This window comes from Micromonospora ureilytica (assembly GCF_015751765.1).
In the GTDB taxonomy this organism is placed as follows: domain Bacteria; phylum Actinomycetota; class Actinomycetes; order Mycobacteriales; family Micromonosporaceae; genus Micromonospora; species Micromonospora ureilytica.
In genome coordinates this window covers 359,663-385,476 of sequence record NZ_JADOTX010000001.1, presented here as the reverse complement: position 1 = coordinate 385,476, position 25,814 = coordinate 359,663, and the positions used below count along the sequence as shown (strand labels likewise).

The following is a 25,814-nucleotide window of genomic DNA, read 5'->3' as shown; positions in this document are numbered from 1 at the left end:
CCGCGCAGCCACCACGGCCGAACGGTTCACAGTCGGCGGCGATCTGGTGGGGCCGGCGGTCCGGTAACCTCGCTCGCGTGACGGACGCGAAAATGCCCCTACGGGCCAAGGTGGCCAGCTCCGTGTCACGGACCGCCGCGGCGCTCTCCCGGGCCGCCGGCCGTGGCGACGGTTCGGTGATCGGCGGATGGATCGGCCTGAAGATCGACCCGGACCTGCTGGCCCACCTGTCGGCCGGGCGCGCGATCGCGCTCGTCTCCGGCACCAACGGCAAGACCACCACCACCCGGTTGACCTCCGCCGCGGTCGGCGTGCTCGGCCGGGTCGCCACCAACTCGTTCGGCGCCAACATGCCCAGCGGGCACACCTCGGCGCTGGCCAAGGCCGGCAGCACCCCGTACGCGGTGCTGGAGGTCGACGAGCACTACCTCGCCCAGGTGCTGGAGGCGACCGAGCCACACGTGGTCGCACTGCTGAACCTCTCCCGCGACCAGCTCGACCGCGCCAAGGAGGTCGCCATGATGGCGCAGCTCTGGCGCGCGGCGCTGGTCCGGCACACCGACGTACGGGTGGTGGCCAACGCCGACGACCCGCTGGTGGTGTGGGCCGCCACACCGCCGGGCGACCCCGCCCGGGGCATCAAGCCACCGCACGTGACGTGGTTCAGTGCCGGCCAACGCTGGCACGACGACTCCTGGGTCTGCCCGGAGTGCGGCTCCACGATCCAGCGCTCCGGCGAGCAGTGGTGGTGCACCGGCTGCCCGCTGCGCCGACCGGAGCCGCACTGGGTCGTCGAGGACGAGGGCGTGCTCGACCCCACCGGCGCCTGGCACAAGGTCTCCCTCCAACTGCCCGGCAAGGTCAACCTCGGCAACGCGGCGACCGCGCTGGCGGTGGCCGCCGAGTTCGGCGTCCGCCCGGTCGACGCGGTGTCCCGCCTCGGCATCGTCACCTCGGTGGCCGGCCGCTACGCGCAGGTCGACAAGGACGGGCGCAACATCCGGCTGCTGCTGGCCAAGAACCCGGCCAGTTGGCTGGAGGCGTTCGACATGGCCGACGACGCGCCGACCCTGCTCTCCATCAACGCGCGCGACCCCGACGGTCTGGACACCTCCTGGCTGTACGACGTCGACTTCGCCCCGCTCCGCGGCCGACAGGTGTTGATCACCGGCGACCGGGCGTACGACCTGGCTGTCCGGCTGGACGTCAACGACGTCCCGTTCCAGCACGTCCGCACGTTCGACGACGCGCTCCGGTCGGTCCCGCCCGGGCGGCTGGAGGTCATCGCGAACTACACCGCGTTCCAGGACATCCGAGCGGAGTTGGACCGTGTCATCTGAGAGTCTGCGCATCGTCTGGATCTACCCCGACCTGCTCTCCACCTACGGAGACCGGGGCAACGCCCTGATCCTCGCCCGCCGGGCCCGTCAACGCGGGATGCCTGTCGAGGTGCTGGAGGTCCGCTCCGACCAGCGGCTGCCCGCGACCGCCGACATCTACCTGGTCGGCGGTGGCGAGGACGGCCCGCAGGCGCTCGGCGCCCAGCGGCTGCTCGCCGACGGCGGCCTGCACCGCGCGGTCGCCCAGGGCTCGGTCGTGTTCGGCGTCTGCGCCGGCTACCAACTGCTCGGCACCTCGTTCTTCGCCAAGGGCGTGCAGTGCCGCGGGCTGGAGTTGCTCGACCTGCAGTCCGACCGGGGCGAGAGCCGGGCCGTGGGCGAGCTGGCCGGTGAGATCGACCCTCGGCTGGGCCTGCCGCCGCTGACCGGCTTCGAGAACCACGGCGGCCGCACCCACCTCGGCCCGGAGGTCTCCCCGCTGGCCCGGGTCACCGCCGGGGTGGGCAACGACGGCGCCACCGAGGGCGCGTGGCGCGGCAAGCTGTTGGGCACCTACTCGCACGGGCCGGCGCTGGCTCGCAACCCGGCCCTGGCCGACCTGCTGCTGCGCTGGGCCACCGGGGCACACCAGCTCCCGCCGTTGGACGACACCTGGTCGGACCGGCTCCGCAACGAGCGCCGCTCCGCGGTGGCCGCCGCCCGGGCATGATCCGTGCCGTCCGGCGGCTGCTCCGGCAGCCGTCGGCCGCGCGGTTCGCCCTGCTCGTGCTGCTGATCGGCGGGTGCGGGCTACTGCTGCTCCTGGTGCCCCGGCCGGACCCGGCGCAGCTGCCGCTGGTCGCCGACCGGCTGGGCGACCTCGCCCCGGTGGCGGCGATCCTCGGGGGCGCGCTGCTGCTTGTCGCGCTGGTGCCCCGGACCTTCATCACGCTTGCCGCGGGCGCGATCTTCGGTCCCGTGGAGGGTGCCGCGTACGCCCTGGGCGCCGCGCTGGTGGCCGCGGCGATCGGGTTCACTGTCGGCCGGTTGCTCGGTCGGGAGTTCGTGGCCGAACGGGTTCGCGGTCGCCTGGCCCGCCTCGACGGCTGGTTCGCCCGGCAGAGCGTGCTCGGTGTGGTCACCGTCCGGCTGCTGCCGATCGCCGGCTTCGGGCTGGTCAGCTACGGCTACGGCACGACCGGCGCACGGGTGCTGCCGTTCCTGGCCGGCAGCGTGATCGCGTCCGCGCCGACCGCCTTCGGGTACGCGGCGATCGGCGCGGCGGTCAGCTCCCCCGGCCACGTCAACTGGTACGCCGCCGCCCCGGCCAGCCTGGGCCTGATCGCCAGCCTGGTCCTCGTCCACAAGTGGTGGCGCGCCGAACGCCGCCGCCGCACCATGCCCGTCTAACCCGACGACCCACCCCGCGATCTTGCACTTTCTGCACCGACATTCCCCTCGAAGGGGGTAAGTCGACGACAGAAAGTGCAAGATCGCGGGGGTTGGAGGGCGGGGTCAGGCGACGACCGAGACCATCCGGCCCTTGACCACGATGACCTTGCGGGGTTCCTTGCCGTTCAGGGTCGCCGCCACCGCGTCCAGGGCGGCCGCGCGAACGGCCTCCTCGGAGGCGTCGGCGGGGACCTCGATGCGGCCACGGACCTTGCCGTTGACCTGCACCGGGTAGGTCACCGTGTCGGCCACCAGCAGCGCCGGATCGGCGGTCGGGAAGTCCGCGTACGTCAGCGAGGTGTCGTGGCCCAGCTTGCGCCACAGCTCCTCGGCCAGGTGCGGGGCGAATGGCGCCACCATCAGCACCAGCGGCTCGGCCACCTCGCGAGGCGTGGCCGACAGGCGGGTCAGCCCGTTGGTCAGCTCGATCAGCTTGGCGATCGCGGTGTTGAACCGGATGTCGTCCATGTCGCCACGGACCCCGTCGATCACCTTGTGCAGCAGCCGGCGGGTCGCCTCGTCGGCCGGGTCCTCGGTGACCCGCAGGTCGCCGGTCTGCTCGTCGACGACGACCCGCCACACCCGCTGCAGGAACCGGTACGAACCGACCACCGCCCGGGTCTCCCAGGGTCGGGACACCTCCAGCGGGCCCATCGACATCTCGTACACCCGGAAGGTGTCCGCGCCGTAGGCGGCGCACATGTCGTCGGGGGTCACCACGTTCTTCAGCGACTTGCCCATCTTGCCGTACTCGCGGTTGACCGCCAGATCGCCCACGTAGTAGGCGCCGTCGCGCTCGAAGACCTCCTCGGCCTGCACGTAGCTGCCGCGCGAGTCGGTGTACGCGTACGCCTGGATCATGCCCTGGTTGAACAACTTGCGGAACGGCTCGAACGACGACACGTGCCCCAGGTCGAACAGCACCTTGTGCCAGAACCGCGCGTACAGCAGGTGCAGCACGGCGTGCTCGGCGCCACCGACGTACAGGTCGGTGCCCCCGCAGTCACCCTCGGCGCGCGGGCCCATCCAGTACCGCTCGTTCTCCGCGTCGACGAACCGCTCACTGTTGGTCGGGTCCAGGTAGCGCAGCTCGTACCAGCAGGAGCCCGCCCACTGCGGCATCACGTTGGTTTCCCGGGTGTAGCGCTTCGGCCCGTCACCCAGGTCCAGTTCGACCTCGACCCAGTCGTGCCGCCGCGACAGCGGGGTCTCCGGGTTGCTGTTGGCGTCGTCGGCGTCGAACGTCTTCGGGGAGAAGTCGTCCACCTCCGGCAGCTCGACAGGCAGCATCTCCTCCGGCAGGGCGATGGCCGCGCCGGTCTCGTCGTAGACGATCGGGAACGGCTCGCCCCAGTACCGCTGCCGGGAGAACAGCCAGTCGCGCAGCCGGTAGGTCACCGCGCCGGTGCCGTGCCCGTTCGCCTCCAGCCAGGCGATGATCGCCGCCTTGGCGTCGGCGACCCCCAGGCCGTTCAGGTCCAGGCCGCGCTCGGGCGCGGCGCTGTTGATCGCCGGACCGTCCCCGGTGTACGCCTTGCCGTCGAAGCCCTCCGCCGGCTGCACGGTACGGACGATGGGCAGCTCGAAGACCTCGGCGAACGCCCAGTCCCGCTCGTCCTGCGCCGGCACCGCCATGATCGCGCCGGTGCCGTAGCCGGCCAGCACGTAGTCCGCGATGAAGATCGGGATCTGCCCGCCGGTGACCGGGTTGGTGGCGTACGCGCCGATGAAGACGCCGGTCTTCTCCTTGGTGTCGGACTGCCGCTCGACGTCGGTCTTGGCGGCCGCCGCCTTGCGGTACGCCTCGACGGCCTCCCGGGGGCTGGCGTGCCCGCCGGTCCAGGCGTCCCTCGTGCCGTTCGGCCAGGTTCCCGGCGCCAGCGTGTCGACCAGCTCGTGCTCGGGCGCCAGCACCATGTAGGTGGCGCCGAAGACGGTGTCCGGGCGGGTCGTGAACACCCGCACCGGCGCCGCGCTGGTCGGGAAGTCGATGTGGGCGCCCGTGGAGCGGCCGATCCAGTTGCGCTGCATCAGCTTGATCGGCTCGGGCCAGTCCAGGCTGTCCAGGTCGTCCAGCAGCCGGTCACCGTACGCGGTGATCCGCATCTTCCACTGCTTCAGGTTGCGCTTGAAGACCGGGAAGTTGCCCCGGTCGGAGCGGCCGTCGGCGGTGACCTCCTCGTTGGCCAGCACGGTGCCCAGCCCCGGGCACCAGTTGACCGGCGCCTGCGAGACGTACGCCAGGCGGTGGTCGTCGACGACCTGGCGGCGCTCGGCGACGCTCAGCTCGGCCCAGGCGCGGCCGTCCGGGGTGGACCGGTTACCGCCCTCGAACTCGGCGATCAGCTCGGCGATAGGACGGGCCCGGCCGGCGTCGCGGTCGTACCAGGAGTTGAAGATCTGCAGGAAGATCCACTGGGTCCAGCGGTAGAAGTCGGTGTCGATGGTGGCCACCGAGCGGCGCTCGTCGTGGGCCAGCCCCAGGCGCCGCAGCTGCGCCTTGTACCGCTCGATGTTCGCGACAGTGGTGGTCCGGGGGTGGGTGCCGGTCTGCACCGCGTACTGCTCGGCGGGCAGGCCGAACGCGTCGAAGCCCATCGCGTGCAGCACGTTGCGGCCGGCCATCCGCTGGTAGCGGGCGTAGCAGTCGGTGCCGATGTAGCCCAGCGGGTGGCCGACGTGCAGGCCCGCCCCGGAGGGGTACGGGAACATGTCCAGCACGTACAGCTTCTCCGCGCCGGCGCGGGGGTGGGTCGGGTCGGCCAGCGGGCCGGTCGGGTTCGGTGCGTGGAAGGTGCCCTCGCGCGCCCAGGTGTCCTGCCAACGAATCTCGATCTCGTCGGCCAGGGCCGCGGTGTACCGGAACGGGGGAATGTCGCCCGCCGGTGCGGCTGCCTCACTCATCGTCTCTCCTCGCTTCGCTTCGCTTCGTCTCGGCACCACCGGGCCGGGCCGGCGGCGGGCACAAAAAAGCCCCTCGCGCAGGAGGGGCCGCCGTGCTGTCGCTGCGTTCAGCGCATCAGCACGGCCCGGTAAGAAGCAGGAAGACTCCGGCCATGCCCCGCAGTGTACCTTGCCCACGGATCGTCCTGCCGGCCCCCGCGTCGGGCGAACCCCGTTCCCCCGAGCTGGCGAATATCGGTGCGTAACCGACGGACTACCTGCGGGGGTCGGCGATAACGACAAACATGGTTAGCCTGAGAGACCAGTGAGATTCCTGCGGCAAACGAGGCTCGACGTCGCGAACCCAACGGCGGGTCCAGGTGCTCTCTAGAGAGCTGCCGTGACGGCGACGAGGAGGAGGCCCGTGACACAACAGACCTGGGACGAGGTGGGCGGCCTGTTGCCGCACGACGAGTTCCGCGCCGCCAGCGAGGCCATCGTGGCCAACATCGAGCAGGTCATCGAGGGTAAGACCGCCACCGTGCGGCTCGCCCTGGCCGTCCTGCTCGCCGAGGGTCACCTCCTGATCGAAGACGTCCCGGGTGTCGGCAAGACCAAGCTGGCCAAGGCCCTCGCGCGGTCCATCGACTGCACCGTGCGGCGCATCCAGTTCACCCCCGACCTGCTGCCCAGCGACGTCACCGGGGTCAGCGTCTACAACCAGGAGACGCACGACTTCGAGTTCCGCCCCGGTGCCGTGTTCGCCAACCTGGTGGTCGGCGACGAGATCAACCGGGCCTCGCCGAAGACCCAGTCGGCGTTGCTGGAGTGCATGGAGGAGCGGCAGGTCACCGTCGACGGGGTGACGTACCAGCTCCAGACCCCGTTCATGGTGATCGCCACCCAGAACCCGATCGAGATGGAGGGGACCTACCCGCTGCCGGAGGCGCAGCGCGACCGGTTCACCGCCCGCATCGCGATGGGTTACCCGGACTCCCACGCCGAGCTGGCCATGCTCGACGGGCACGGCGCCACCGACCCGCTGAACGAGCTGCGCGCGGTCTCCGACGCGGCCATCGTCCGGCAGCTGATCGCCACCGTCCGGCAGGTGCACGTCGCCGACGCGGTCAAGCAGTACGCGATCGACCTGGTCACCGCCACCCGTGAGGCCCCCGACCTGCGGCTCGGCGCGTCCCCCCGGGCGACCCTGCAACTGCTGCGCACCGCCCGGGCGGTCGCCGCCCTGGAGGGGCGCGACTACGTCCTCCCCGACGACCTGCAGGCCCTGGCGGTGCCGGTGCTCGCCCACCGGATCATCCCGACCGCCGACGCGCAGCTCGCCCGGCGCACCACCGACGCGATCGTCTCCGAGCTGGTGCACCGCCTGCCGCTGCCCCACGATCGGCAGCGCAACCCGTACGACACCCGGCCCCCCGCCACCGGCAACGGTCGCGCACCCTACGAGCCGCGGAGGCCATGACGTGCGTGCCGGGCTACGCGGGCTGACCACCCGCGGGCGGTCCTTCCTCGCCGCCGCGGTCGCGGCGGCGATCTCGGCCGGCATCCTCGGCGAGAAGGACCTGCTCCGGGTGGCCGTCCTGTTGGCCATCCTGCCGTTGCTGGCCGCCGCCTACGTCGGGCGGAGCCGCTACAAGCTGGCCTGCAACCGTTCGCTGGACCCGCACCGGGTTCCGGTGGGCGCCAACTCCCGGGTGGTGCTGCGCCTGCAGAACCTCTCCCGGCTGCCGACCGGCACCCTGCTCCTGGAGGACCGGCTGCCCTACGCGCTGGGCAGCCGGCCCCGGGTGGTGTTGGAGCGGCTCGGCGCCCACCAGGCCAGCTCCGTGGCGTACACCGTGCGGGCCGACGTGCGGGGCCGCTACGACGTGGGCCCGCTGGTCGTCCGGATGACCGACCCGTTCGGTCTCTGCGAGCTCACCCGCTCCTTCCCCAGCACCGACCACCTGACGGTCATCCCGCAGGTCACCCCGCTGCCGTCGGTCCGGCTTCCCGGGGAGTACGCGGGCAGCGGCGACAGCCGGGCCCGCTCGGTGGCGGTGCACGGCGAGGACGACGCGGCGACCCGGGAGTACCGGCGCGGCGACGACCTGCGCCGGGTGCACTGGAAGTCCACGGCCCGCACCGGCGAGCTGATGGTGCGCCGCGAGGAACAACCGTGGGAGAGCCGGGCCACTGTCGTCCTGGACACCCGGGCGTACGGGCACCGCGGCGAGGGGCCGACGGCCAGTTTCGAGTGGTCGGTCTCGGCCGCCGCGAGCATCGCCGTCCACCTGCGGCAGGCCGGTTACAAGTTGCGCCTGGTCACCGGCTCGGGGGCGGATGTGGACGCCTCGGAGGCCGGCGGGGACGGCGCGCTGCTCGACCACCTCGCGGAGGTACGACTGGATCAGCGCGCCGAACTCACCGGCCTCGTGCAGCGGGTCCGCCAACGCGCCGACGGCGGTCTGATCATCGGCCTGTTCGGCACGGTGAGCGTGGCCGAGGCGGAGCTGCTGGCCGGGCTGCGAGGCAACGGCGCCACCTGCGTCGGCTTCCTCCTGAACAGCTCCACCTGGCTCAGCCTGCCGGAGAAGGCCCGGGCCGAGGCGGAGCACGCCCACGCCGCCGCCGTCCTCGCCATGCTGCAGAGCGGCTGGCGGGTGGTCGGCGTCGACCACGGCGGCCGGCTGCCGACGCTGTGGCCGCAGGTCGGCCGGGGTGCCCAGGGGTTCGCCCTGCGGGCCGCGCTGGCCGAGACGGTCGCCGGTGGTGTGCGATGAACGGAAGGCTCCCCTCATGATCAGCAGTCGGAACATCGGCGTGGTGGCGGCCGCTGCCACGCTGCTGGCCGCCGCGCCGCTGTCGGCCATCTTCCAGGGCTGGACGTGGTTGATCGAGTCCATCATCGCGGTCGCCGTGGTGGCCGGGGTCGCCGCGTTGACCCGCCTCGCCCGAGCACCGCTGTGGGGTCAGGTGCTGGGCATGCTGGCCGGCCTGATGCTCGCCCTGACCTGGCTGTTCCCCAGCGGTGAGGAGTTGCTCGCGATCCTGCCCACCCCGGGCACGTTCGCGTACTTCGGCGATCTGCTCGCCGGCTCCATGCAGGACATGCGCTCGTACGGGGTCGAGGTCCCGGACACGGACCCGCTGCTGTTCATCGCCGTGCTCGGCGTCGGCGGGGTCGCCGTACTGGTGGACGTCCTGGCCGTGGGGCTGCGCCGGCCCGCGCTGGCGGGGCTGCCGATGCTCGCCATCTACTCGGTGCCGGTCGCCGTCTACGTGGACAGCGTCCCCGCGGCGCCGTTCGTGGTGGGCGCCGCCGGTTACCTCTGGCTGCTGGTCACCGACAACGTCGACCGGGTACGCCGCTTCGGGCGCCGTTTCACAGGTGACGGCCGCGACGTCGACGTGTGGGAGTCCTCACCGCTGGCGTCCGCCGGCCGCCGGCTCGCGGCGGTCGGGGTGGCCCTGGCGGTGGTGCTGCCGCTGGCGGTGCCCGGCATGACCGGCGGGCTGCTCGACTCGCTCAGCCGAGCGCCGGGCAACGGCAACGGCAACGGGGCCGGCTCGGGCGGTACGTCGGGTCGGATCGACCTGTTCGCCTCGCTCGCCGGCCAGCTCAACCAGTCCCAGGTAGCCGACCTGGTCAAGGTGAAGACGTCCGAGCAGAGCCCGTTCTACCTGCGTTACGCGGTCGCCGACGAGCTGCGCCCCAATGGTTTCCAGGCGCGCAACCCCAGCGGCCGGTCGGTCAACCGGGACCTCCCGGATCCGGCCGACCGCGCCGGCCAGGGCGTGAAGCAGACCACCTACCAGGCGACCGTCGAGGTCACCAAGAACCTGAACATGTCGCTGATGCCGGTGTACGCCGAGCCGACCCGCACCGACAACCTCAGCGACAACTGGCTCTACGACACCAACCAGCAGGTCGTCTTCTCCAACCGGGAGAACTCCCGGGGGCGGAAGTACTCCTTCGACTACGTCCGCTCGACCTTCACGCCCACCTCGCTGCGGGGCGCGCAACCACTGCCGACCGACCATCCGGTACGCCGACAGATGACCGCCACTCCCGGGGCGGTGCCCGAGGTGGAGGACTTGGTCAAGGGGTTGGTCCAGGGCAAGCGCACGGACTACGACCGGGTGTTGGCGATCTACCAGCACTTCTCGGCGGACAACGGGTTCAGCTACCGGTTGAGCACCGAGAGCGGCAGCAGCGGTCAGGACATCGTCAACTTTCTGACGAACAAGGTCGGCTACTGCCAGCAGTACGCCGCCGCGATGGCCTGGCTGGTCCGCGCGGCTGGCATCCCGGCCCGGGTGGCGTTCGGGTTCACCAACGGCAGCAAGCGCGACGGTGACACCTTCACGTTGACCAACCTCAACCTGCACGCCTGGACCGAGGTCTACTTCGACGGGGCCGGTTGGGTGCCGTTCGACGCCACCCCGGCGTACGGGGTGCCCGGCTCCACCCGGTCGGCCTGGGCACCGGACACTGACGCGCCGGAGCCGTCCACCCCGGGCACCGGCGTCACGGACACCCCGTCGGACCCGGGCGCCTCGGCCGGGCCGACCAGCCCGGACAACGCCGACCGGGACACCGACGACGGGCTTGCTCTCGGTGGGACGACGCCGAACGAGCAGCCACCGGTCTGGCCCTGGTGGGTGGCGGGCCTGGTGGCCCTGCTGGCGCTGCTCGCGGTGCCCGCTCTGCGCCGGATGGCCCTGCGCCGTCGACGGGGTGGCCGCGTGGTGAGCGGGGCGATGACCTCCGCCAGGGTCGACGGCGACAGCGAGCCGGGGGCGCGACAGGTGGTGGTCGGCGTGGACGCCAGCCGGGCCCGCGCGGACGCGCACGCCGCCTGGGCGGAGCTGCTCGACACGCTCGTGGACTTCCGGGTCCCGGTCGATCCGACCGAGACGCCCAGGGCGACAGCGGACCGGCTGGTCCGGGACACCCTCGACGACGACGACGCGATCGGGTCGGCGCGGCTGCTCGGCCGGGCGGAGGAGCGGGCCCGCTACGCGCGGGATCCGCTGACCGGTGAGCGGTTGCTGCCGGCGCTACGCGCCGTCCGTGGGGCACTCGCCACGCGGGCGGATCGACGGACCCGGCTGCTCGCCGCCGTCCTGCCGCCCTCGGTGCTGCTGCGCTGGCGTACCAGCCTGGCGGACAGGTCCGGCCTCATGGTGGCGCTCACCGGGCGGACCCGGTACCGGCTGCTGCGGTGGAACCCTCGACGGCTGCTGGCCGACCGGGCCGCTCGCTGACCGAACCCCACCCCGGCGCCGGGGTGGGGTTGGGTTCGTCGGGTCGACGTCGTCCTGCGCGGATGCGACCGGGGGCGCGGCGGCTCAGCGACTACCGGGCGGGCCACCCAAGGTCGTGCTCGATCCAGGAAAGAGGCCCTTCGCCTCGCGCGCGATGCCACTACTTCCAGGATCGAGCACGATCATGCGGGAGGGGGCGCGGCGGAGAAGGGCGCGCGGATACGACAGGGGTCGCCGGGGCTGGTGCCCGGCGACCGCTCGTCGCGGCGTACGGCCCGCCTCAGCGGCGGGACCGGCTCAGCGGTGCCCCTCCGGGCGCTGCCGCCACCTGTCCTCCATGCGGTCCAGGATTGACGACCGGCGACCGGATCGGCCACCGCCGCGGGGACGACGACGACTCGTCGTGCCGCCCACCACGTGCAGGTCGGGTGACTGCGCCCGCCGGTGCGACTGCACCGCGAACGCGGCCGACGCCAGCATGACGACAAAGCCCGCCACCGCCAGCGGTGGAGTCTTGATCACCGCGCCATAGACCAGTAGAGCCAAGCCAGCGATGATGACGCCGGCGGCGACGAGCAGGCGACGCCGCGCATGGAAGCGCGGATCGCTGGCGCGCACGGCCGAGGCGAATTTGGGGTCCTCGGCAAGCGACCGCTCGATCTGCTCGAACAGCCGCTGCTCGTGCTCCGAGAGCGGCACGGCACTCCTCCCCGGTCACGTTGGTCGGGCCCACTCGGGCCGACAGACCGTGGCAGCCAACCGGCTGCTTACCCGCAAGTCTACGAGGGGGGTCGCGCGTCGGAAAGCGGGACGACCTATGGGCGGGGTGGATTTTCGTTTCGACGGGCGTCACGGTCGCCCATCAGACTGGCCGGACCTATGACGGACCGCCCGAAACGGGCAGCGGCGGCGTCCGCGGCAGCTTCCGCTTCGCGCCAACCGCGCTCGGGCGCGCCGAGGGTGAGTTGCCGGGGAGCACCCTGCGCCGAGGAGAGCCCTTCCACCCGGACACCGACGAGTCGGATCCGCTCACCCGGGTCCAAGGCGGTGTAGAGCGCCCAGACCGTTTCGAACATCTCGCGGGCGGTGTCGGTGGGAACGTCCAGGGTGCGAGATCGGCTGACGGTGCGAAAGTCGGCCAGCCGGACCTTGAGCGAGACGGTGCGCCCGACCTGACCGGAGCCGCGCAACCGGACGCCGACCTTCGTGCTGAGCGCGAGCAACGCACGGCGGATCTCCAGCGGGTCGGCCACGTCGACGTCGAAGGTCACCTCGGCGCCTATCGACTTGTCGACGTGCTCGGGACTGACCCCGCGCGGGTCGCGCCCCCAGGCCAACTCGTGCAGGTGCGACGCCGAGGCGGCACCGACAGCTCGGCGGAGCATGCCCACCGGCGCCTCGGCGAGGTCGCCGACTGTGGTCAGGCCGAGCCGGCGCAGCGCCTCGGCGGCGCGCTCCCCCACCCCCCACAGGGCGTCCACCGGCAGCGGGTGCAGGAAGTCGAGCACCTGCCCCGGGGGCACGACCAGCAGGCCGTCCGGCTTGGCCCGGGTGGAGCCCAGCTTGGCCACGAACTTCGTCGGCGCCACCCCTACCGAGCAGGTCAGCGCCTGCTCGTCGGCGACCCGGCGACGGATCAGCCGGGCGATGGTGGCCGGGGAGCCGAAGAGCCGACGGGCGCCTGTCACGTCGAGGAACGCCTCGTCGAGGGAGAGCGGCTCGACCAGCGGCGTGACGTCCCGGAAGATCTGCATGACGGCCCGGGAGGCGGCCGTGTAGGCGGAGAAATCCGGTGGCAGGTAGACCGCGTGGGGGCAGCGGGCCCGGGCCTGACTGGTCGGCATCGCGCTGCGTACGCCGTACCGGCGGGCCTCGTAGCTGGCCGAGCTGACCACCCCGCGCGGCCCGACGCCGCCGACGACCACCGGCTGGCCGCGCAGCTCGGGGCGGCGGCGCACCTCGACGGCGGCGAAGAAGGCGTCCATGTCGACGTGCAGGATCGGGCTGGCGGAGTCGTCGGCGTCCGGCCCGAAGCGCGGATCGTCGCCCCGGGGCAACGACTGACTGCGGCCCATCCCGGCAGGTTAACCCGGGGGTACGACACCACCATCGGCCAGCGTGCCGAACCGTCCCCGGATCAGCCCCGGACCACCAACAGCGGCACGGTCAGCTCGGCGGCGGTGTCCGACCCGTGGTAGGCCACCAACTTCGACGCCATCGGCCGCTCGGTGCGACTGGCCATGACCGCGTACGTGTCGTTGCAGGTCACCACCACGTCGCCGATCCGGCCCAGGTGCTCCTCGGGCACCGGCCCGAACCAGCCGGTGGCCACCATCTCCGCGCGGGTGCGTACCCGGGCTGCGGCGCCCAGCACCTCCGACCAGGTGGCCCGCACGTCCTCGACCGCGCCCGGCTCGACGTGCAGGTAGCGCACCCGGGCCTCGCCGGCCACCAGCCGCACCCCGGCCCGCAGTCGCGGATCGGTGTCCAGGTCGAAGCGGTGCGCGGCGGGGATGTCGAGCTGCCCGTGGTCGGCGGTCACCAGCAGCGCCGCGTCCGACGGCAGCCCGTCGACCAGCCGGGCGACCAGGGCGTCCACCTCGGTGGCGGCGACCCGCCAGGGCGCCGAGTCGACGCCGCTGAGGTGGCCGTGCCGGTCCAGGTCGGCGTGGTAGCCGGAGACCAGTGTGGGCCCGGCGCCGGCGGCCAGCGCGGCGAGCATGGCGGTGGCCACCGCGTCCCCGCCGGCGGCGCCCCGGAAGTCGCCACCCCGGTTGGCGGCCAGTGTCAACCCGCTGCCGCCGAACTCCGGCCGACTCACCACTGTCGTCGTCACGCCGGCGGCGCGGGCCCGTTCCAACTGGGTGGGCACCGGCTGCCAGCGCAGTGGCGACGGATCGGCGGCCCAGTCGGTGTGGGTGAGCACCCGATCGGTGCCGGGCACCCGCACGGTGAAGCCGAGCACCCCGTGCGCGCCCGGCGCGACACCGGTGCCCAGCGACACCAGGCTGGTCGGGGTGGTGGACGGGAAACCGGCGATGAGCGGCCGGGCAACCGTCGCGGCGAGCCCGGCGAGGGTCGGCGCGTATGGCGCGGCGGTCGGCAGCTGGTACCACCCGAGCCCGTCGACCAGCAGCACGGCGATCCGGCGTACCCCGGCCAACGCGGGCACGATCCCGAGCGGATCGGGCGAACCGGGCACGCCCAGCACGGCCAGCGCGCTGGGCAGCACGTCGGCGAGACGGCCGCCGCCGTGGTCCGGCCCGAGGATCTCCAGCGGCGCCACAGGTGGCGAGTCGCTCATGCCGGCCGGCGGGCGAACAGGTGCAGTTGGGCGGCCAGATCCCGGTACGGCGGTTGGCCGGCCAGCGCACGTTCCAACTCGACCAGGGCGGCCGGCTGCCCGTCGGCGACAGCGGCCGGCAGCAGGTCGGCAAGCACGCGTACCCCGTGGATCTCCTCGACCACCAGCCCGGCGGCGCCGAGCAGCGCGGCGGCGCCGGCGGCGTCGTAACGTCGGCGCAGCATGTCGCGCGGTCCCGCGGTGCCGGCCGGATCGGCGGCCAGGGTGGTCGCGACGTCCAGGTGCCCGTTCATCGCGCGGCCCAGCACGGCGGCGGCCCGGCCGGCCACCAGCACACTGGCCGCTCCGCCCGGGCGCAGCGCGGTGGCCAGCGCGGCCACCACCGGCGTCGGGTCGTCGACCACCTCCAGCACGGCATGGCAGAGCACCAGGTCGACGCCGGCCGGCTCGACCAGCCCGGCGAGGGCGTCACCGTCGCCCTGCACGGCGGCGATCCGGTCGGCCACCCCGGCCTCGGCGGCGCGGCGGGTGAGCGCGGCGAGCGCGTCGGGGCTGGCGTCGACGACGGTGACCCGATGCCCGGCGCGGGCCAGCGGAACGGCGAAACCGCCGGTGCCGCCGCCCACGTCCAGCACGGTGAGCTCGGCATCGCCGCGCCGGTCCAGCTCGGCGCGGAGCACCGACCAGATCACTGCGGTACGGGGTGTCAGCGGCGGCTCGGCGAACCTGCCTCGGGTCTGCTCCACCCGGCCGAGCCTAGTCACCCGGCCCAGTGGCGGTGCGGGCGTGTGGCGGGCGCGCCACCACACGCCCGATCGGTGCGTGGTGCGGCGGTCGGTCAGACCTCGGTGCCCTCGGCCTCGTCCTCCGCCCGGGACCGACGCTCGTTGGCCACCGGACCGTTCGTCACCTCGTACTCGCGGGGGTCGGCGAGGTGCGACGGCACCCAGCCGGTGCCCAGTCGGGTCCGCCGGGCGTTGGCGATTCCACCGGTGTACGCGTGATTTCCCGTCACTGTCGTTCCCCCTCACGGATCACGGGCCGCTCTGCCCGCTCGGAACGAGTCTCCCGCTCGACGGCTCGGGAAACCGTAATGTGGATCACTGAATCAGCGGAAGTCACGGGAGGCCGAACGCACCGGTGGCTCGATGGCGTCCAGTCGGTCGGCGACCAGGTTGGTCACCCCCTCGTGCCGCTGCAACCGCCCCCGCACCACCAGCGCGGCGCTGGTCCGCGCCACCCGCCGGTAGCGCTGCCACAGCCCCGGCGAGCAGGTGACGTTGAGCATCCCCGTCTCGTCCTCCAGGTTGAGGAAGGTCACCCCGCCCGCGGTCGCCGGGCGTTGCCGGTGGGTGACGATGCCACCGACCCGGATCCGTTGCCCCGGCTCCACCCGGCCGAGCCGGGCGATCGGCACCGCGCCGAGCACGTCGAGCTGACCCCGGATGAACTGGGCGGGATGGCTCTCCGGCGACAACCCGGTGGCCCACACGTCGGCGACCAGCCGGTCCACCGCCTCCATCCCGGGCAGCGTGGGCGCCGCCGCGCCGGTCACCGTGCCGGGCAGCCGACCCGGCCGGTCCTGCGCCGCCGCACCGGCGGCCCACAGCGCCTGCCGCCGGGTCAACCCGAAACAGGCGAAGGCATCCGCGGTGGCCAACGCCTCCAGCTGCGCGGCGGTGAGACCGAGTCGCCGGGCCAGGTCCGGCATGTCGCGGTACGGCCCATCGGCGACCCGTTCGGCCTCGATCCGTTCGGCCACGTCGGCGCCGAGGGTCCGCACGCTGGACAGGCCGAGCCGGACGGCGGGGCCGCCCAACCCCCAGGCGTGCGGTGGCTCCCCCGGCCCACTGCCCCACCGGGTCTCCGGGGTGGACTCCAGCACCGCCTTCGCCCCACTGGCGTTGATGTCCGGACGACGGACCTCCACCCCGTGCCGACGGGCGTCGTCGACAAGGGTCTGCGGCGAGTAGAAGCCCATCGGCTGGGCGTTGAGCAGCGCGGCCAGGAACGGCGCCGGGTGGTAGCGCTTGAGCCAGGAACTGGCGTAGACCAGGTAGGCGAAGCTCATCGCGTGGCTCTCCGGGAAGCCGTAGCTGGCGAACGCGGTGAGTTTGCGGTAGACGTCGTCGGCCAGCTCACCGGCGATGCCCCGCTCGGCCATCCCGGCGTAGAGCCGGTCGGCGATCCGGTTCATCCGCTCGACCGACCGTTTGGCGCCCATCGCCCGGCGCAGCTGGTCGGCCTCGGCCGCGTCGAAGCCGGCCAGGTCGATGGCGAGCTGCATCAGCTGCTCCTGGAACAACGGCACACCCAGTGTCTTCTCCAGGGCGTTGCGCATCAGCGGATGCGCGAAGGTCACCGGCTCCTGGCCGTTCTTGCGCCGGATGAACGGGTGCACCGAACCGCCCTGGATCGGGCCGGGACGGATCAACGCCACCTCGATCACCAGGTCGTAGAACTCGCGGGGCTTGAGCCGGGGCAGGGTGGCCATCTGGGCCCGACTCTCCACCTGGAACACCCCGACCGAGTCGGCCCGGCAGAGCATGTCGTAGACCTCCGGGTCGTCCAGTGTCATGTCGCCCAGGTCGAGCCGGGACCCGATCATGTCGTAGCCGTAGTGCAGGGCGGAGAGCATGCCCAGGCCGAGCAGATCGAACTTGACCAGGCCCACCGCGGCGCAGTCGTCCTTGTCCCACTGCAGGACGCTGCGCCCGGGCATCCGCCCCCACTCCACCGGGCACACCTCGATCACCGGCCGGTCGCAGATCACCATGCCGCCGGAGTGGATGCCCAGGTGCCGTGGGAACGTCTGCAACTCGTTGGCGTACTCCACCACCTGCTCGGGAATGTTCTCGACATCGACAGTGGCGACCGAGCCCCACCTGTCGATCTGCTTGCTCCAGGCGTCCTGCTGCCCCGGCGAGTAGCCGAACGCCTTGGCCACGTCCCGCACGGCCGACCGGGGCCGGTAGGAGATGACGTTGGCGACCTGGGCGGCGTGCTCCCGGCCGTAGCGGGTGTAGACGTGCTGGATCACCTCCTCCCGGCGGTCGGACTCGATGTCCACGTCGATGTCCGGTGGGCCGTCCCGTTCCGGGGCGAGGAACCGCTCGAAGAGCAACTGGTGCCGGACCGCGTCCACATTGGTGATCCGCAACGCGTAGCAGACCGCCGAGTTGGCCGCCGAACCCCGACCCTGGCAGTAGATGTCCTGGTCGCGGCAGAACGTGACGATGTCGTAGACCACCAGGAAGTAGCCGGGGAAACCCAGCTCCTCGATCATGTTCAGTTCGTGGTCGAGTTGCGCGTACGCCGTCGGGTGCGCCTGCGGCGGCCCGTAGCGCTCGTGCGCACCGTCAGCGGTCAGCTTCCGCAGCCAGCTCATCTCGGTGTGCCCCGGCGGCACCGGGTACGCCGGTAGCTGCGGCGCGACGAGTTGGAGGTCGAAGGCCAACTCGGCGCCGAACTCGGCAGCCCGCGCCACCGCACCCGGGTACGCGGCGAACCGGGCCGCCATCTCCGCGCCGCTGCGCAGGTGGGCGGTGGCCGCCGCGGGCAACCAGCCGTCGATCTCGTCCAGGCTGCGTCGGGCCCGGACCGCGGCGACGGTGGTGGCCAGCCGACGCCGGCCGGGGCTGGCGTAGTGCACGTTGTTGCTGGCCACCGTCGGCAACCCGGCCGCGGCGGCCAGATCGGCGAGTGCGTCGTTGCGGTCGGCGTCGACGGGATGGCCGTGGTCGGTTAGCTCCACGGCCACCGTCTCCGCGCCGAAGAGCGCGGTCAGCCGGTCCAGCTCACGGGCCGCCGCGTCCACACCCTCGGTGAGCAGCGCCCCCGGCACGTGCCCCTTGCGACAGCCGGTCAGCACCAGCACGTGGTCACGCAACTCGGCGGCGACCTCCTCCAGGTCCCCGTACTCCGGGCGGCCCTTCTCACCGCCGCGTAGCTGGGCGCGGGCGATGGTGGTGGCCAACCGGGCGTACCCCTCGTGACCGTGCGCGAGCACCAGCAGGTGCGCGCCGCGCGGGTCGGGCTCGCCGTTCTGCGGGCCGGGCAGGCCGAGGGACAGCTCCGCACCGAAGATGGTCGGCAGGCCCAACGTACGAGCCGCCTCGGCGAAGCGGACCACCCCGTAGAAGCCGTCGTGGTCGGTGACGGCGAGCGCGGTGAGCCCCAGCCGGGCTGCCTCCTCGGCCAACTCCTCCGGATGACTGGCGCCGTCGAGGAAGCTGAAGTTGGTGTGCGCGTGCAGCTCGGCGTAGGGCACCACGCCGTCGGGGCGGGTCAGCTCCGGCGGCTGGTACTGCTCGCGGCGGCGGCTCCAGGCCGGGGAGTCGCCGCCATCGGCGTCCACCGCGAGTGGGTCCACCACGTGCAGGTGCCGCTCCTCGCGGGACCGCCCGCCCGACCGGCCGGAGCCGCCACCGGCCCGGCCGGAGAGCACCCGCTCCAGCTCCGACCAGGGCATATTCGAGTTGCGGAAGCTCATCGAGCATCCGCCTCCGACCTGGGAAACACCAGCTCAGTCATAGATCGCCTCCACCAGCCACTGCCCGGCCTCGACGGCCAGCAGCAGGGCGGCACCGTCGGCCAGGCTGACCTGGAACCGGGCCCGACGACGGGCCTCGACCGGCGCCCACCACCGCTCGTCCACCGGCCACGGGCCGGCCCAGCCCACGATCTCCGCCGGTTGGCCGGTGCCGACCACCAGCCGGGCCGGTGGGGCGCTCACCACCAACCGCGCGCTGATCACCACCGGCTCACCGGCGGCGTCGTGCACCGTCGCCGCGAGCGGACTGGGCAGCACCACCGCCGGTGCGGGCGCCGGGAGCCGACCCGGCCACGGCGGAGCGTCGGGGCGGGCGGGAAGTCGTTCGTCGCCCCACGGCACCAGTCGCACCTGGTCGGCCGGGGAACGCCCACCACCGAGCACCGCGGTGACCACCGCCTCCGGACCGAGGATGCCCTGCACCCGGCTCAACGCCCGGTGCGCGCGTTCCCGCTCCTCGCCGGTCTCCCCCCAGAGGCCGGCCTGCAGACCGGCCTGAGCGATCACCCCGTCCGGGATCAGTCGCAGCCGGATGATGCCGGCCGTCGGTCGGGACGGTCGGGCGCCGGCGCGGCCGTTGCTGCCGGAGAGCCACCCGTCGAGCTGCCAGCGCACCCGGTCGGCGATGGCCGCGGCGGTGAGCAGGCCATCGTGCCGCCACACCCGGTGCAGCTCCTGCCCGTGCTCGGTGACCGCCTCGATGCCGAGCCGGGTGCAGGCCAGCCCGTGCCCGGCCAGCCGCTCGTGCAGCTGCTCGGCCAACGCCCGGGCCACGAACGCCGCCGCGTCGACCCGGTCGATCGGCTCGTCCTGCTCCGCGGTCACCGTCAGGTCGGCCGGCGGCTGCCGGACGGCGAGTGGGCGGTGGTCCCGCCCGCCGGCCAGTCGATGGGCCAGCGCACCGTCGAACCCGAACCGGGCCAACACGTCGCCGGCCGGCAACGCGGCGAAGTCGCCGAGGGTTCGCACCCCCAGCCGGCGCAGCAGATCGGCCAACGCCGACTGGCCGAGCGCCTCGACCGGCAACCCGGCCAGGAACTCCGGTGTCCCGCCCGGCGCCACCACCCGGCCGGCGCGAGCGGCCAACCCGGCCGCGAACACCCCGTCGGCGATGCCGACCTGGCTCTCCACCAGGCAGGACTGGGCCACGTGCTCGATGATCCGCTCGGCGGCCGCCTCCTCGCCGCCGAGGTAACGGCCCGGCCCCCGGGCGGCCACCGCGCAGGCACCCGGACGGACCACCTCGACCCCGGCGACCAGCTCCTCCACCGCGGCGACCACCGGCTCGAACGCCCGGGCGTCCCGGCCGAGGTCGTACTCCACGACGGTGAGCTGTGGGCAGCGACCCTGTGCCTCCCGCTTGCGCAGCCCTCGACGCACCCCCTCGGCCCGAGCCCGCTCGGAACAGGCGACCACCCGGTTGGCGTGCAGCACGGCGACCGGGCCGGTCGCCGGCACCCCGTCGACGATCTCGGCGGCGAGCACCGGCCAGTCCGGGCACCACAGCAGCAGAGTTCGTGCCGGCGCGCCGGTCACCCCCGACCAACCAGGGCGAGTGGCGCGGCCGATCGGCCCATGGGCGACGGCAGCGTACGAGGGATCACCCGGGTCAGCTCGTCACCCGGGAGCCAGACCTTGATCTCCTTGGGTCGGGCGGCCGCCCCGCGCCCGCGCGCCGAGACGGTGATCTCCCGGCGGCGCAACCGCCCCCGGCCCAGCCCGAGCCCCTCCCAGACTCCACGGACCACCTGCAGCGTCACGTCCGCGCCGTCCCACCGGCCGTACGGGACGAGCACGCTGCCGCGCTGCCGGGCCCGGGCGGCCAACCGGGTGGCGACCGAGGCGGAGACCGAGGCCGGCACTGTGGTGACCACGACGTCCACCCCGTCGATCAGCGCGGCGACCACGGTGGCCCACTCGGGGCCGGGGTTCGGCACCAGGGCCAGCCGGTCCAGGGCGATGCCCAGCTCGGCGGCGGCGCTCGCGCCGAACGTCGGCACCCCGACCACGGCGCACCACGAGCCGGCCCGGGACGCCTCGGCGAGCAGGGCCAACATCAGTGAGGTGCCACCACTGCGGCGGGGCTGGCCGGCGGCGACCGCGATGGTGCTGCCCCGGCGCAGGCCCCGGTTGGGCAGCAGACCGGTCAGCTCGGGCACCACCGGCAGCACCCGGTGCCCACCGACCGGGTCGGGTGCGCTCGCCGGGCGCACCAGATCGGCCAGCGCGGCGGAACCGACCACCATGCGGCCCGCCATTGGACCAACTCCCCCGTCGTTGCTGTGGATCAGATCAGGACCGGCACGCCGTGCCACCGGCCGTCCGGCTCCCCCCGAGGGACGGCCGGTGGCACGGCGGGATCAGGCGGCGAGGCCGTCCAGGGCCGGTTGGTGAGCCACGCCGAGCGCGGTTTCCACCACCGTGACGAACTGTTCGGCGGCGCGGAGCAGATCGTCGGCCTCCCGGGCGCTGACCACCCGGGGGATTCCGGCCTCGGCGGCGGCGCGCTTGCTGGCCCCCGCGGCGAAGAACCGGGACCACTCGTCGAGCTCTGGAGCGACAGCGCAGAGGAGAACCCAGACGCTGGTGATCCGGTTGCGCCGACTCGGCGCGGGGCGGGCCCGGGCGGCGAGCAGGGCGGCCGCCGCGCGCAGGGCCGCCAGGTGGGCAGCCGCGTAGCGCAGGCCGTCAGGTCGGGTCTGGCCGGCCTCGACCAGCCCACGGCGGGCCAACGTGAGGAGCTGGGCGGGGGTGCGGTGCGGCAGCACGTGCGCCGGCACCGTCGGTGCCTGAGCCGGGTTGGTCGGCATGGATGTCTCTCCTCCACGTGGCCGAGACGTCACTCCGGCGGCTGATGCCGCCGACGAGACGCCGAGGTCGGGTGGTGCGGAGGAAGACGCACCGGGTGTGGCCGGCCGGGTGTGGATGCTTCCCCACACCACACCCGGCCGGCGGACCGGCGGGTGCGTCGCCCGCTGCCCGGGGGTCGTGGGCGGCGGGCGACGCTCCTGCCTGTTGGGACCAGGCTCGCGACTGCCCGGAAACCCTGGTGCGGCCCGCGGAGCCACACCGCCCGGAGGTGGCGCCGCGAAACGCCGCGCTCCGGCTGGTTGGAACGGGCGTTCGAGGCAATCGAACACTCGTTCTAACTGCTGCTGACAGTACACCTCCCCTCCGACGAAAATGCAACGTGTGACGCGCTGAGCGTGCCGGCCGGGTGAACCCACACCGGCGAACCGGGAAGAATGACGACATGCAGCCACACCCGAACGTACGAGCGGTGCAGGACGCGCTCACCACCGCCGGCACGCTCGACGGCGCGGGCGAGCCCAGCATGGTCCGTCTGCTGCCCGACGCGGTGCACACCGCCGCGGCCGCCGCCGACGCGCTCGACGTCGAGGTCGGTCAGATCGCCAACTCACTGATCTTCGACGCGGACGACACGCCGCTGCTCGTCCTCACCTCCGGCGCGCACCGGGTCGACACCGCCGGCCTGGCGGCATCGATCGGCGTCACCCGGCTACGCCGGGCCACCCCGGAGTTCGTCCGGGCCCACACCGGACAGCCGATCGGCGGGGTCGCCCCACTCGGGCACCCGCACCCGCTGCGCACCCTGGTGGACACCGCGCTGGCGGCGTACCCGGAGATCTGGGCCGCGGGTGGCGTACCCCAGGCGGTCTTCCCGACCACCTACGCCGAACTGCTGCGGGTCACCGCCGGCACCCCGGCCGAGGTGGCGTGAGCGAGCGAACCAGCAGCACGGTTCCGGAGCTGGTCACGCTGCACGTGTGGCGGACCTCCCGCGGCGCGCTGACCCGGGCGCTGACCCGGATGGCACTGGATCCACGCCGGTTGCGGGCCCTCCCGGGCGTTCGGTTCGGCAAGCTGCTGGGCACCGGGACCGGCACCGACTTCGGGCCGAGGGACGCCGACCTGACCCGGTGGGCGGCGCTGACCGTCTGGGACTCCCCCGCCGCGGCGGCCGGCTTCGACGACTCGTCGGTCGGGCGGGCCTGGGCCCGCATCGCCCACGCCCAGGCCCGGATCGACCTGCGCCCGCTGACCAGTCGGGGCGAGTGGTCCGGCCAGCAGCCGTTCGGCGACCCGTCGGGCGGCCAGGTCACCGGCCCGGTGCTGGCACTGACCAGGGCTCGGCTGCGGGCCCGCCGGGCGGCCACCTTCTGGCGGGCGATCCCGCCGGTGGCCGCCGCCCTGCGCGACGCGCCCGGGCTGCTGGCCCGCTTCGGGGTCGGAGAGGCGCCGTTGGGCTGGCAGGGCACGGTGAGCGTGTGGCGTGATCCGACGGACCTGGTGGCGTTCGCGTACCGTCACCCGGAGCATCGGGCGGCGATCATGCGAACCCCCACCGCGGGCTGGTACGCCGAGGAGCTGTTCGCCCGGTTCGAGGTGCGCGACGTGGTCGGCGACCGGTCGGTGCTCGGGTGGGTCGCCGAGGGTGGCCCGGAAATGATGAAGGGTGGACGGGCATGAGGTTGGTGCGCTGGACGCCGGACGATCTCGTCCGGCGGCTGGACGACGTGGTGGCCGTCTACGGCGAGGCGATGGGATACCGCACCGACCTGCTGGAGGCTCGACGCGGTTACATCGCCACCCACGTCCGCCGACCAGGTTTCCGGGCGGTCGCCAGCCTGACCAGCGAGGGTCACCTCGCCGGCTTCGGCTACGGCTACCTGGGCGCCTCCGGTCAGTGGTGGCACGACCAGGTGCACCGTGCGTTGGACGCCCCGACCCGCACGCGCTGGCTCACCCACTGCTTCGAGGTGGTCGAGCTGCACGTCCGGCCACCGGCGCAGGGGCACGGCCTGGGCACCGGTCAGCTGCGCGCGCTGCTCGGCATGGCGGAGGGCGACACCGTGCTGCTGTCCACCCCGGAGGCCGACGAGCAGACCTCGCGGGCCTGGCGGTTGTACCGACGGTTCGGCTTCGTCGACGTGCTGCGCGACTTCCACTTCCCCGGCGACGAGCGGCCGTTCGGCGTACTCGGTCGGGACCTGCCGCTCGAGCCACCGGCGTCATGACCCGGCGGATCTCCTGGACGCTGCTCGCCGTCCTGGTGTTCGCCCAGATCTGCTACCCGCTCACCACCGGCGCCGCCCGGGCCGGGCTCACAGTGGCCACCGTCGTCCTCGGTTGGCTGCTCTCGGTCGGCCACGCGCTGCTCAGCCGGGGCCCACGGGTGGCGGCGGCGCTGGTCGCGGTGGCCACCGGCGGCGGGTTCGCGATCGAGGCGGTCGGGGTGGCCACCGGCGTGCCGTTCGGCAGCTACGACTACTCCGGCGAGTTGGGCCCCAAGCTGGCCGGTGTGCCACTGATCATTCCGCTGGCCTGGACCTGGATGGCCTGGCCGGCGTGGCTGGCAGCGGTCCGACTGACCGGCGGCAACGCCACAACGGCCAGTGGCGGCGGGCCGACGGCCGGCGGCAGCGGGCCGACGGTGGGTCGATGGGTGGGGCGGATCGCGCTGGCCACTGTGGGGCTGGCCGCCTGGGACCTCTTCCTCGACCCGCAGATGGTGGCCGAGGGCTACTGGGTCTGGCGCGACGCCACCCCGGCCCTGCCCGGCCTGGCCGGCATCCCGGTCAGCAACTACCTGGGCTGGCTGCTCTTCGCGGTGCTGCTGATGAGCGCGCTGCGCCCGCTGGCCGGGCCTGCCGTCGAGCACACCGATCGGCGGGACCACCCGATGGTCGCGCTCTACCTGTGGACGTACTTCTCCAGCATCCTGGCCCACGCCGTCTTCCTCGACCTGCCCGCCTCGGCGCTCTGGGGCGCCGCCGGCATGTCGGTGACCGCCGTACCCCTGGTGGTGACCCTCCTGCGTGCCCGCCGGGGCGGTGACCCCGGTCGGGAGGACCACCAGCCACACCGCCCCGGCGTCGACGCGACCCGATGACCGTCCTGCTCGCCCTGCTGATCGCCGTCGCCGCGTTGACCGGGCACACCTGGCTCAACGCCGCCCGCTGGCTGCGCCGGCCCGCCGACCGGCCCGACGAGGTCGACGAGCCGGTGGCGGTGCTGCTGCCGCTGCGCGACGAGGCCACCCGGGTCACGCCCTGCCTGCGCGCCCTGCTCGCCCAGCGCGGCGTACCCGGGCTGCGCGTCGTGGTCCTCGACGACGGGTCCACCGACGGCACCGCCGACGTGGTCCGCGCGGTGGCCGGCGACGACCCCCGGGTCACGCTGCTCACCGGGGTCGCCCCACCGCCGGGCTGGCTGGGCAAGCCGCACGCCTGCTGGCAGCTGGCCACCCGGGCCGACCCGGACGCCACCGCGCTGGTCTTCGTCGACGCCGACGTGGTGCTCGCCCCGCACGCCGTGGCCGCTGCCGTCACCGAACTGCGCGCCGCCCGCGTGACGCTGCTGTCGCCGTACCCCCGGATCGTGGTGGCGACGGCGGCCGACCGGTTGGTGCAGCCGCTGTTGCAGTGGCTCTGGCTGACCTTCCTGCCGCTGCGCGCGATGGAACGCTCGCCGCGGCCGTCGCTGGCCGCGGCGGGCGGGCAGTTCCTGGTGGTGGACCGGGCCGGCTACACCGCCGCCGGCGGGCACGCCGCGGTCGCCGACAAGATCCTGGAGGACGTCGAGCTGGCCCGGACGGTCAAGCGGGCCGGCGGGCGGATCGCCCTGGCCGACGGTTCCCGACTGGCCACCTGCCGGATGTACGACGACTGGCCGCAACTGCGCGACGGGTACTCGAAGTCGCTCTGGGCGTCGTTCGGGCACCCGGGCACGGCGGCGGCCGTGGTGACGGCGCTGCTGCTGCTCTACACCGCCCCACCGCTGATCGCGCTGGGGTTCGCCTCGACAGCTCCCCGGGTGTCAATGGTGTCGCTCGGCGCGTACCTGCTCGGGGTGGCCGGACGAGTACTCACCGCCCGCGCGACCGGAGGCCGGTGGTGGCCCGACGCGCTCGCACACCCCGTGTCGGTCGTGGTCCTCGGTTGGCTGACCCTGCGGTCGTACCATCTGCGAAAGCGACGCCGCCTGACCTGGCGGGGCCGCCCGGTCAGCTAGG

General features: G+C 73.4%; 21 protein-coding genes. 11 read left to right on the top strand and 10 right to left on the bottom strand.

Annotated features, from left to right (window positions below):
- Positions 1-92: 92 nt before the first annotated feature.
- The 3 genes from IW248_RS01805 to IW248_RS01795 are packed head-to-tail and all read left to right on the top strand — an operon-like array spanning position 93 to position 2,729.
- Complete coding sequence (locus tag IW248_RS01805) at positions 93-1,340, top strand: MurT ligase domain-containing protein (protein WP_196929998.1); 1,248 nt, start codon at positions 93-95, stop codon at positions 1,338-1,340.
- Positions 1,330-2,049 (top strand): type 1 glutamine amidotransferase, encoded by a 720-nt coding sequence (locus IW248_RS01800; protein ID WP_196925380.1) that lies wholly within the window; start codon positions 1,330-1,332, stop codon positions 2,047-2,049. Before IW248_RS01805 ends, IW248_RS01800 begins: the two co-directional genes overlap by 11 nt.
- Positions 2,046-2,729, top strand: coding sequence for a TVP38/TMEM64 family protein (locus IW248_RS01795; protein ID WP_196925379.1), 684 nt, complete (start codon positions 2,046-2,048; stop codon positions 2,727-2,729). Before IW248_RS01800 ends, IW248_RS01795 begins: the two co-directional genes overlap by 4 nt.
- A gap of 105 nt (positions 2,730-2,834) precedes the next feature.
- On the opposite strand, the gene leuS is transcribed toward IW248_RS01795, so the two are convergent.
- Positions 2,835-5,675 (bottom strand): leucine--tRNA ligase, encoded by a 2,841-nt coding sequence (gene leuS / locus IW248_RS01790; protein WP_196925378.1) that lies wholly within the window; start codon positions 5,673-5,675, stop codon positions 2,835-2,837.
- Positions 5,676-6,078: 403 nt separating this feature from the next.
- Between leuS and IW248_RS01785 the strand changes: the two genes are divergently transcribed.
- From IW248_RS01785 to IW248_RS01775, 3 genes are read left to right on the top strand one after another with little or no spacing between them, the layout of a single operon-like run.
- Positions 6,079-7,134 carry an AAA family ATPase gene (locus tag IW248_RS01785; RefSeq protein WP_124817672.1) on the top strand — a complete coding sequence of 352 codons (1,056 nt, stop codon included), beginning with the start codon at positions 6,079-6,081 and terminating at the stop codon, positions 7,132-7,134.
- Between the two features lies 1 nt (position 7,135).
- The gene (locus IW248_RS01780; protein ID WP_124817674.1) at positions 7,136-8,434 is read left to right on the top strand and encodes a DUF58 domain-containing protein; all 1,299 of its coding nucleotides are present in this window, start codon (positions 7,136-7,138) and stop codon (positions 8,432-8,434) included.
- A 16-nt stretch (positions 8,435-8,450) separates the two neighbouring features.
- Entirely contained in the window at positions 8,451-10,922 is a 2,472-nt protein-coding gene (locus IW248_RS01775) for a transglutaminase TgpA family protein (protein WP_196925377.1), read from the top strand.
- Positions 10,923-11,219: 297 nt separating this feature from the next.
- On the opposite strand, the gene IW248_RS01770 is transcribed toward IW248_RS01775, so the two are convergent.
- The 9 genes from IW248_RS01770 to IW248_RS01730 all read right to left on the bottom strand — a co-directional run bounded on the left by IW248_RS01770 (position 11,220) and on the right by IW248_RS01730 (position 21,588).
- A complete protein-coding gene (locus IW248_RS01770; RefSeq protein ID WP_124817678.1) occupies positions 11,220-11,621 on the bottom strand; it encodes an SCO2097 family morphological protein in 402 nt (133 codons plus the stop codon).
- Between the two features lie 116 nt (positions 11,622-11,737).
- Positions 11,738-12,997 (bottom strand): DNA polymerase IV, encoded by a 1,260-nt coding sequence (locus IW248_RS01765; RefSeq protein ID WP_196925376.1) that lies wholly within the window; start codon positions 12,995-12,997, stop codon positions 11,738-11,740.
- A gap of 62 nt (positions 12,998-13,059) precedes the next feature.
- Entirely contained in the window at positions 13,060-14,226 is a 1,167-nt protein-coding gene (locus tag IW248_RS01760) for an alkaline phosphatase family protein (RefSeq protein ID WP_196925375.1), read from the bottom strand.
- The gene (locus IW248_RS01755) at positions 14,223-14,990 is read right to left on the bottom strand and encodes a methyltransferase domain-containing protein (RefSeq protein WP_196925374.1); all 768 of its coding nucleotides are present in this window, start codon (positions 14,988-14,990) and stop codon (positions 14,223-14,225) included. Before IW248_RS01755 ends, IW248_RS01760 begins: the two co-directional genes overlap by 4 nt.
- A 74-nt stretch (positions 14,991-15,064) precedes the next feature.
- The gene (locus IW248_RS01750) at positions 15,065-15,241 is read right to left on the bottom strand and encodes a hypothetical protein (protein ID WP_196925373.1); all 177 of its coding nucleotides are present in this window, start codon (positions 15,239-15,241) and stop codon (positions 15,065-15,067) included.
- 93 nt (positions 15,242-15,334) lie between these two features.
- Positions 15,335-18,718 carry an error-prone DNA polymerase gene (locus IW248_RS01745; protein WP_196925372.1) on the bottom strand — a complete coding sequence of 1,128 codons (3,384 nt, stop codon included), beginning with the start codon at positions 18,716-18,718 and terminating at the stop codon, positions 15,335-15,337.
- Positions 18,719-18,751: 33 nt separating this feature from the next.
- Positions 18,752-20,314, bottom strand: a complete 1,563-nt coding sequence (locus IW248_RS01740) for a DNA polymerase Y family protein (protein ID WP_196925371.1) — start codon at positions 20,312-20,314, stop codon at positions 18,752-18,754.
- Positions 20,311-21,036: a DnaE2-dependent mutagenesis accessory factor ImuA' gene (gene imuA' / locus IW248_RS01735; RefSeq protein ID WP_196925370.1), complete on the bottom strand. Its 726-nt coding sequence runs from the start codon at positions 21,034-21,036 to the stop codon at positions 20,311-20,313. Before imuA' ends, IW248_RS01740 begins: the two co-directional genes overlap by 4 nt.
- A 102-nt stretch (positions 21,037-21,138) precedes the next feature.
- On the bottom strand, positions 21,139-21,588 hold the full coding sequence (locus IW248_RS01730) for an SAV_6107 family HEPN domain-containing protein (protein ID WP_007463070.1): 450 nt from the start codon (positions 21,586-21,588) through the stop codon (positions 21,139-21,141).
- A 443-nt stretch (positions 21,589-22,031) separates the two neighbouring features.
- Between IW248_RS01730 and IW248_RS01725 the strand changes: the two genes are divergently transcribed.
- Genes IW248_RS01725 through IW248_RS01705 form a run of 5 tightly spaced genes read left to right on the top strand, consistent with a single transcriptional unit; the run spans position 22,032 to position 25,813 of the window.
- The gene (locus IW248_RS01725) at positions 22,032-22,520 is read left to right on the top strand and encodes a YbaK/EbsC family protein (protein WP_124817694.1); all 489 of its coding nucleotides are present in this window, start codon (positions 22,032-22,034) and stop codon (positions 22,518-22,520) included.
- The gene (locus IW248_RS01720; protein WP_196925369.1) at positions 22,517-23,269 is read left to right on the top strand and encodes a monooxygenase; all 753 of its coding nucleotides are present in this window, start codon (positions 22,517-22,519) and stop codon (positions 23,267-23,269) included. Before IW248_RS01725 ends, IW248_RS01720 begins: the two co-directional genes overlap by 4 nt.
- Positions 23,266-23,817 carry a GNAT family N-acetyltransferase gene (locus tag IW248_RS01715; RefSeq protein ID WP_124817698.1) on the top strand — a complete coding sequence of 184 codons (552 nt, stop codon included), beginning with the start codon at positions 23,266-23,268 and terminating at the stop codon, positions 23,815-23,817. Before IW248_RS01720 ends, IW248_RS01715 begins: the two co-directional genes overlap by 4 nt.
- Positions 23,814-24,692 carry a carotenoid biosynthesis protein gene (locus IW248_RS01710; RefSeq protein WP_196925368.1) on the top strand — a complete coding sequence of 293 codons (879 nt, stop codon included), beginning with the start codon at positions 23,814-23,816 and terminating at the stop codon, positions 24,690-24,692. The genes IW248_RS01715 and IW248_RS01710 overlap by 4 nt, the downstream gene beginning before the upstream one ends.
- Positions 24,689-25,813 (top strand): glycosyltransferase family 2 protein, encoded by a 1,125-nt coding sequence (locus IW248_RS01705; RefSeq protein WP_196925367.1) that lies wholly within the window; start codon positions 24,689-24,691, stop codon positions 25,811-25,813. The genes IW248_RS01710 and IW248_RS01705 overlap by 4 nt, the downstream gene beginning before the upstream one ends.
- Position 25,814 lies beyond the last annotated feature (1 nt).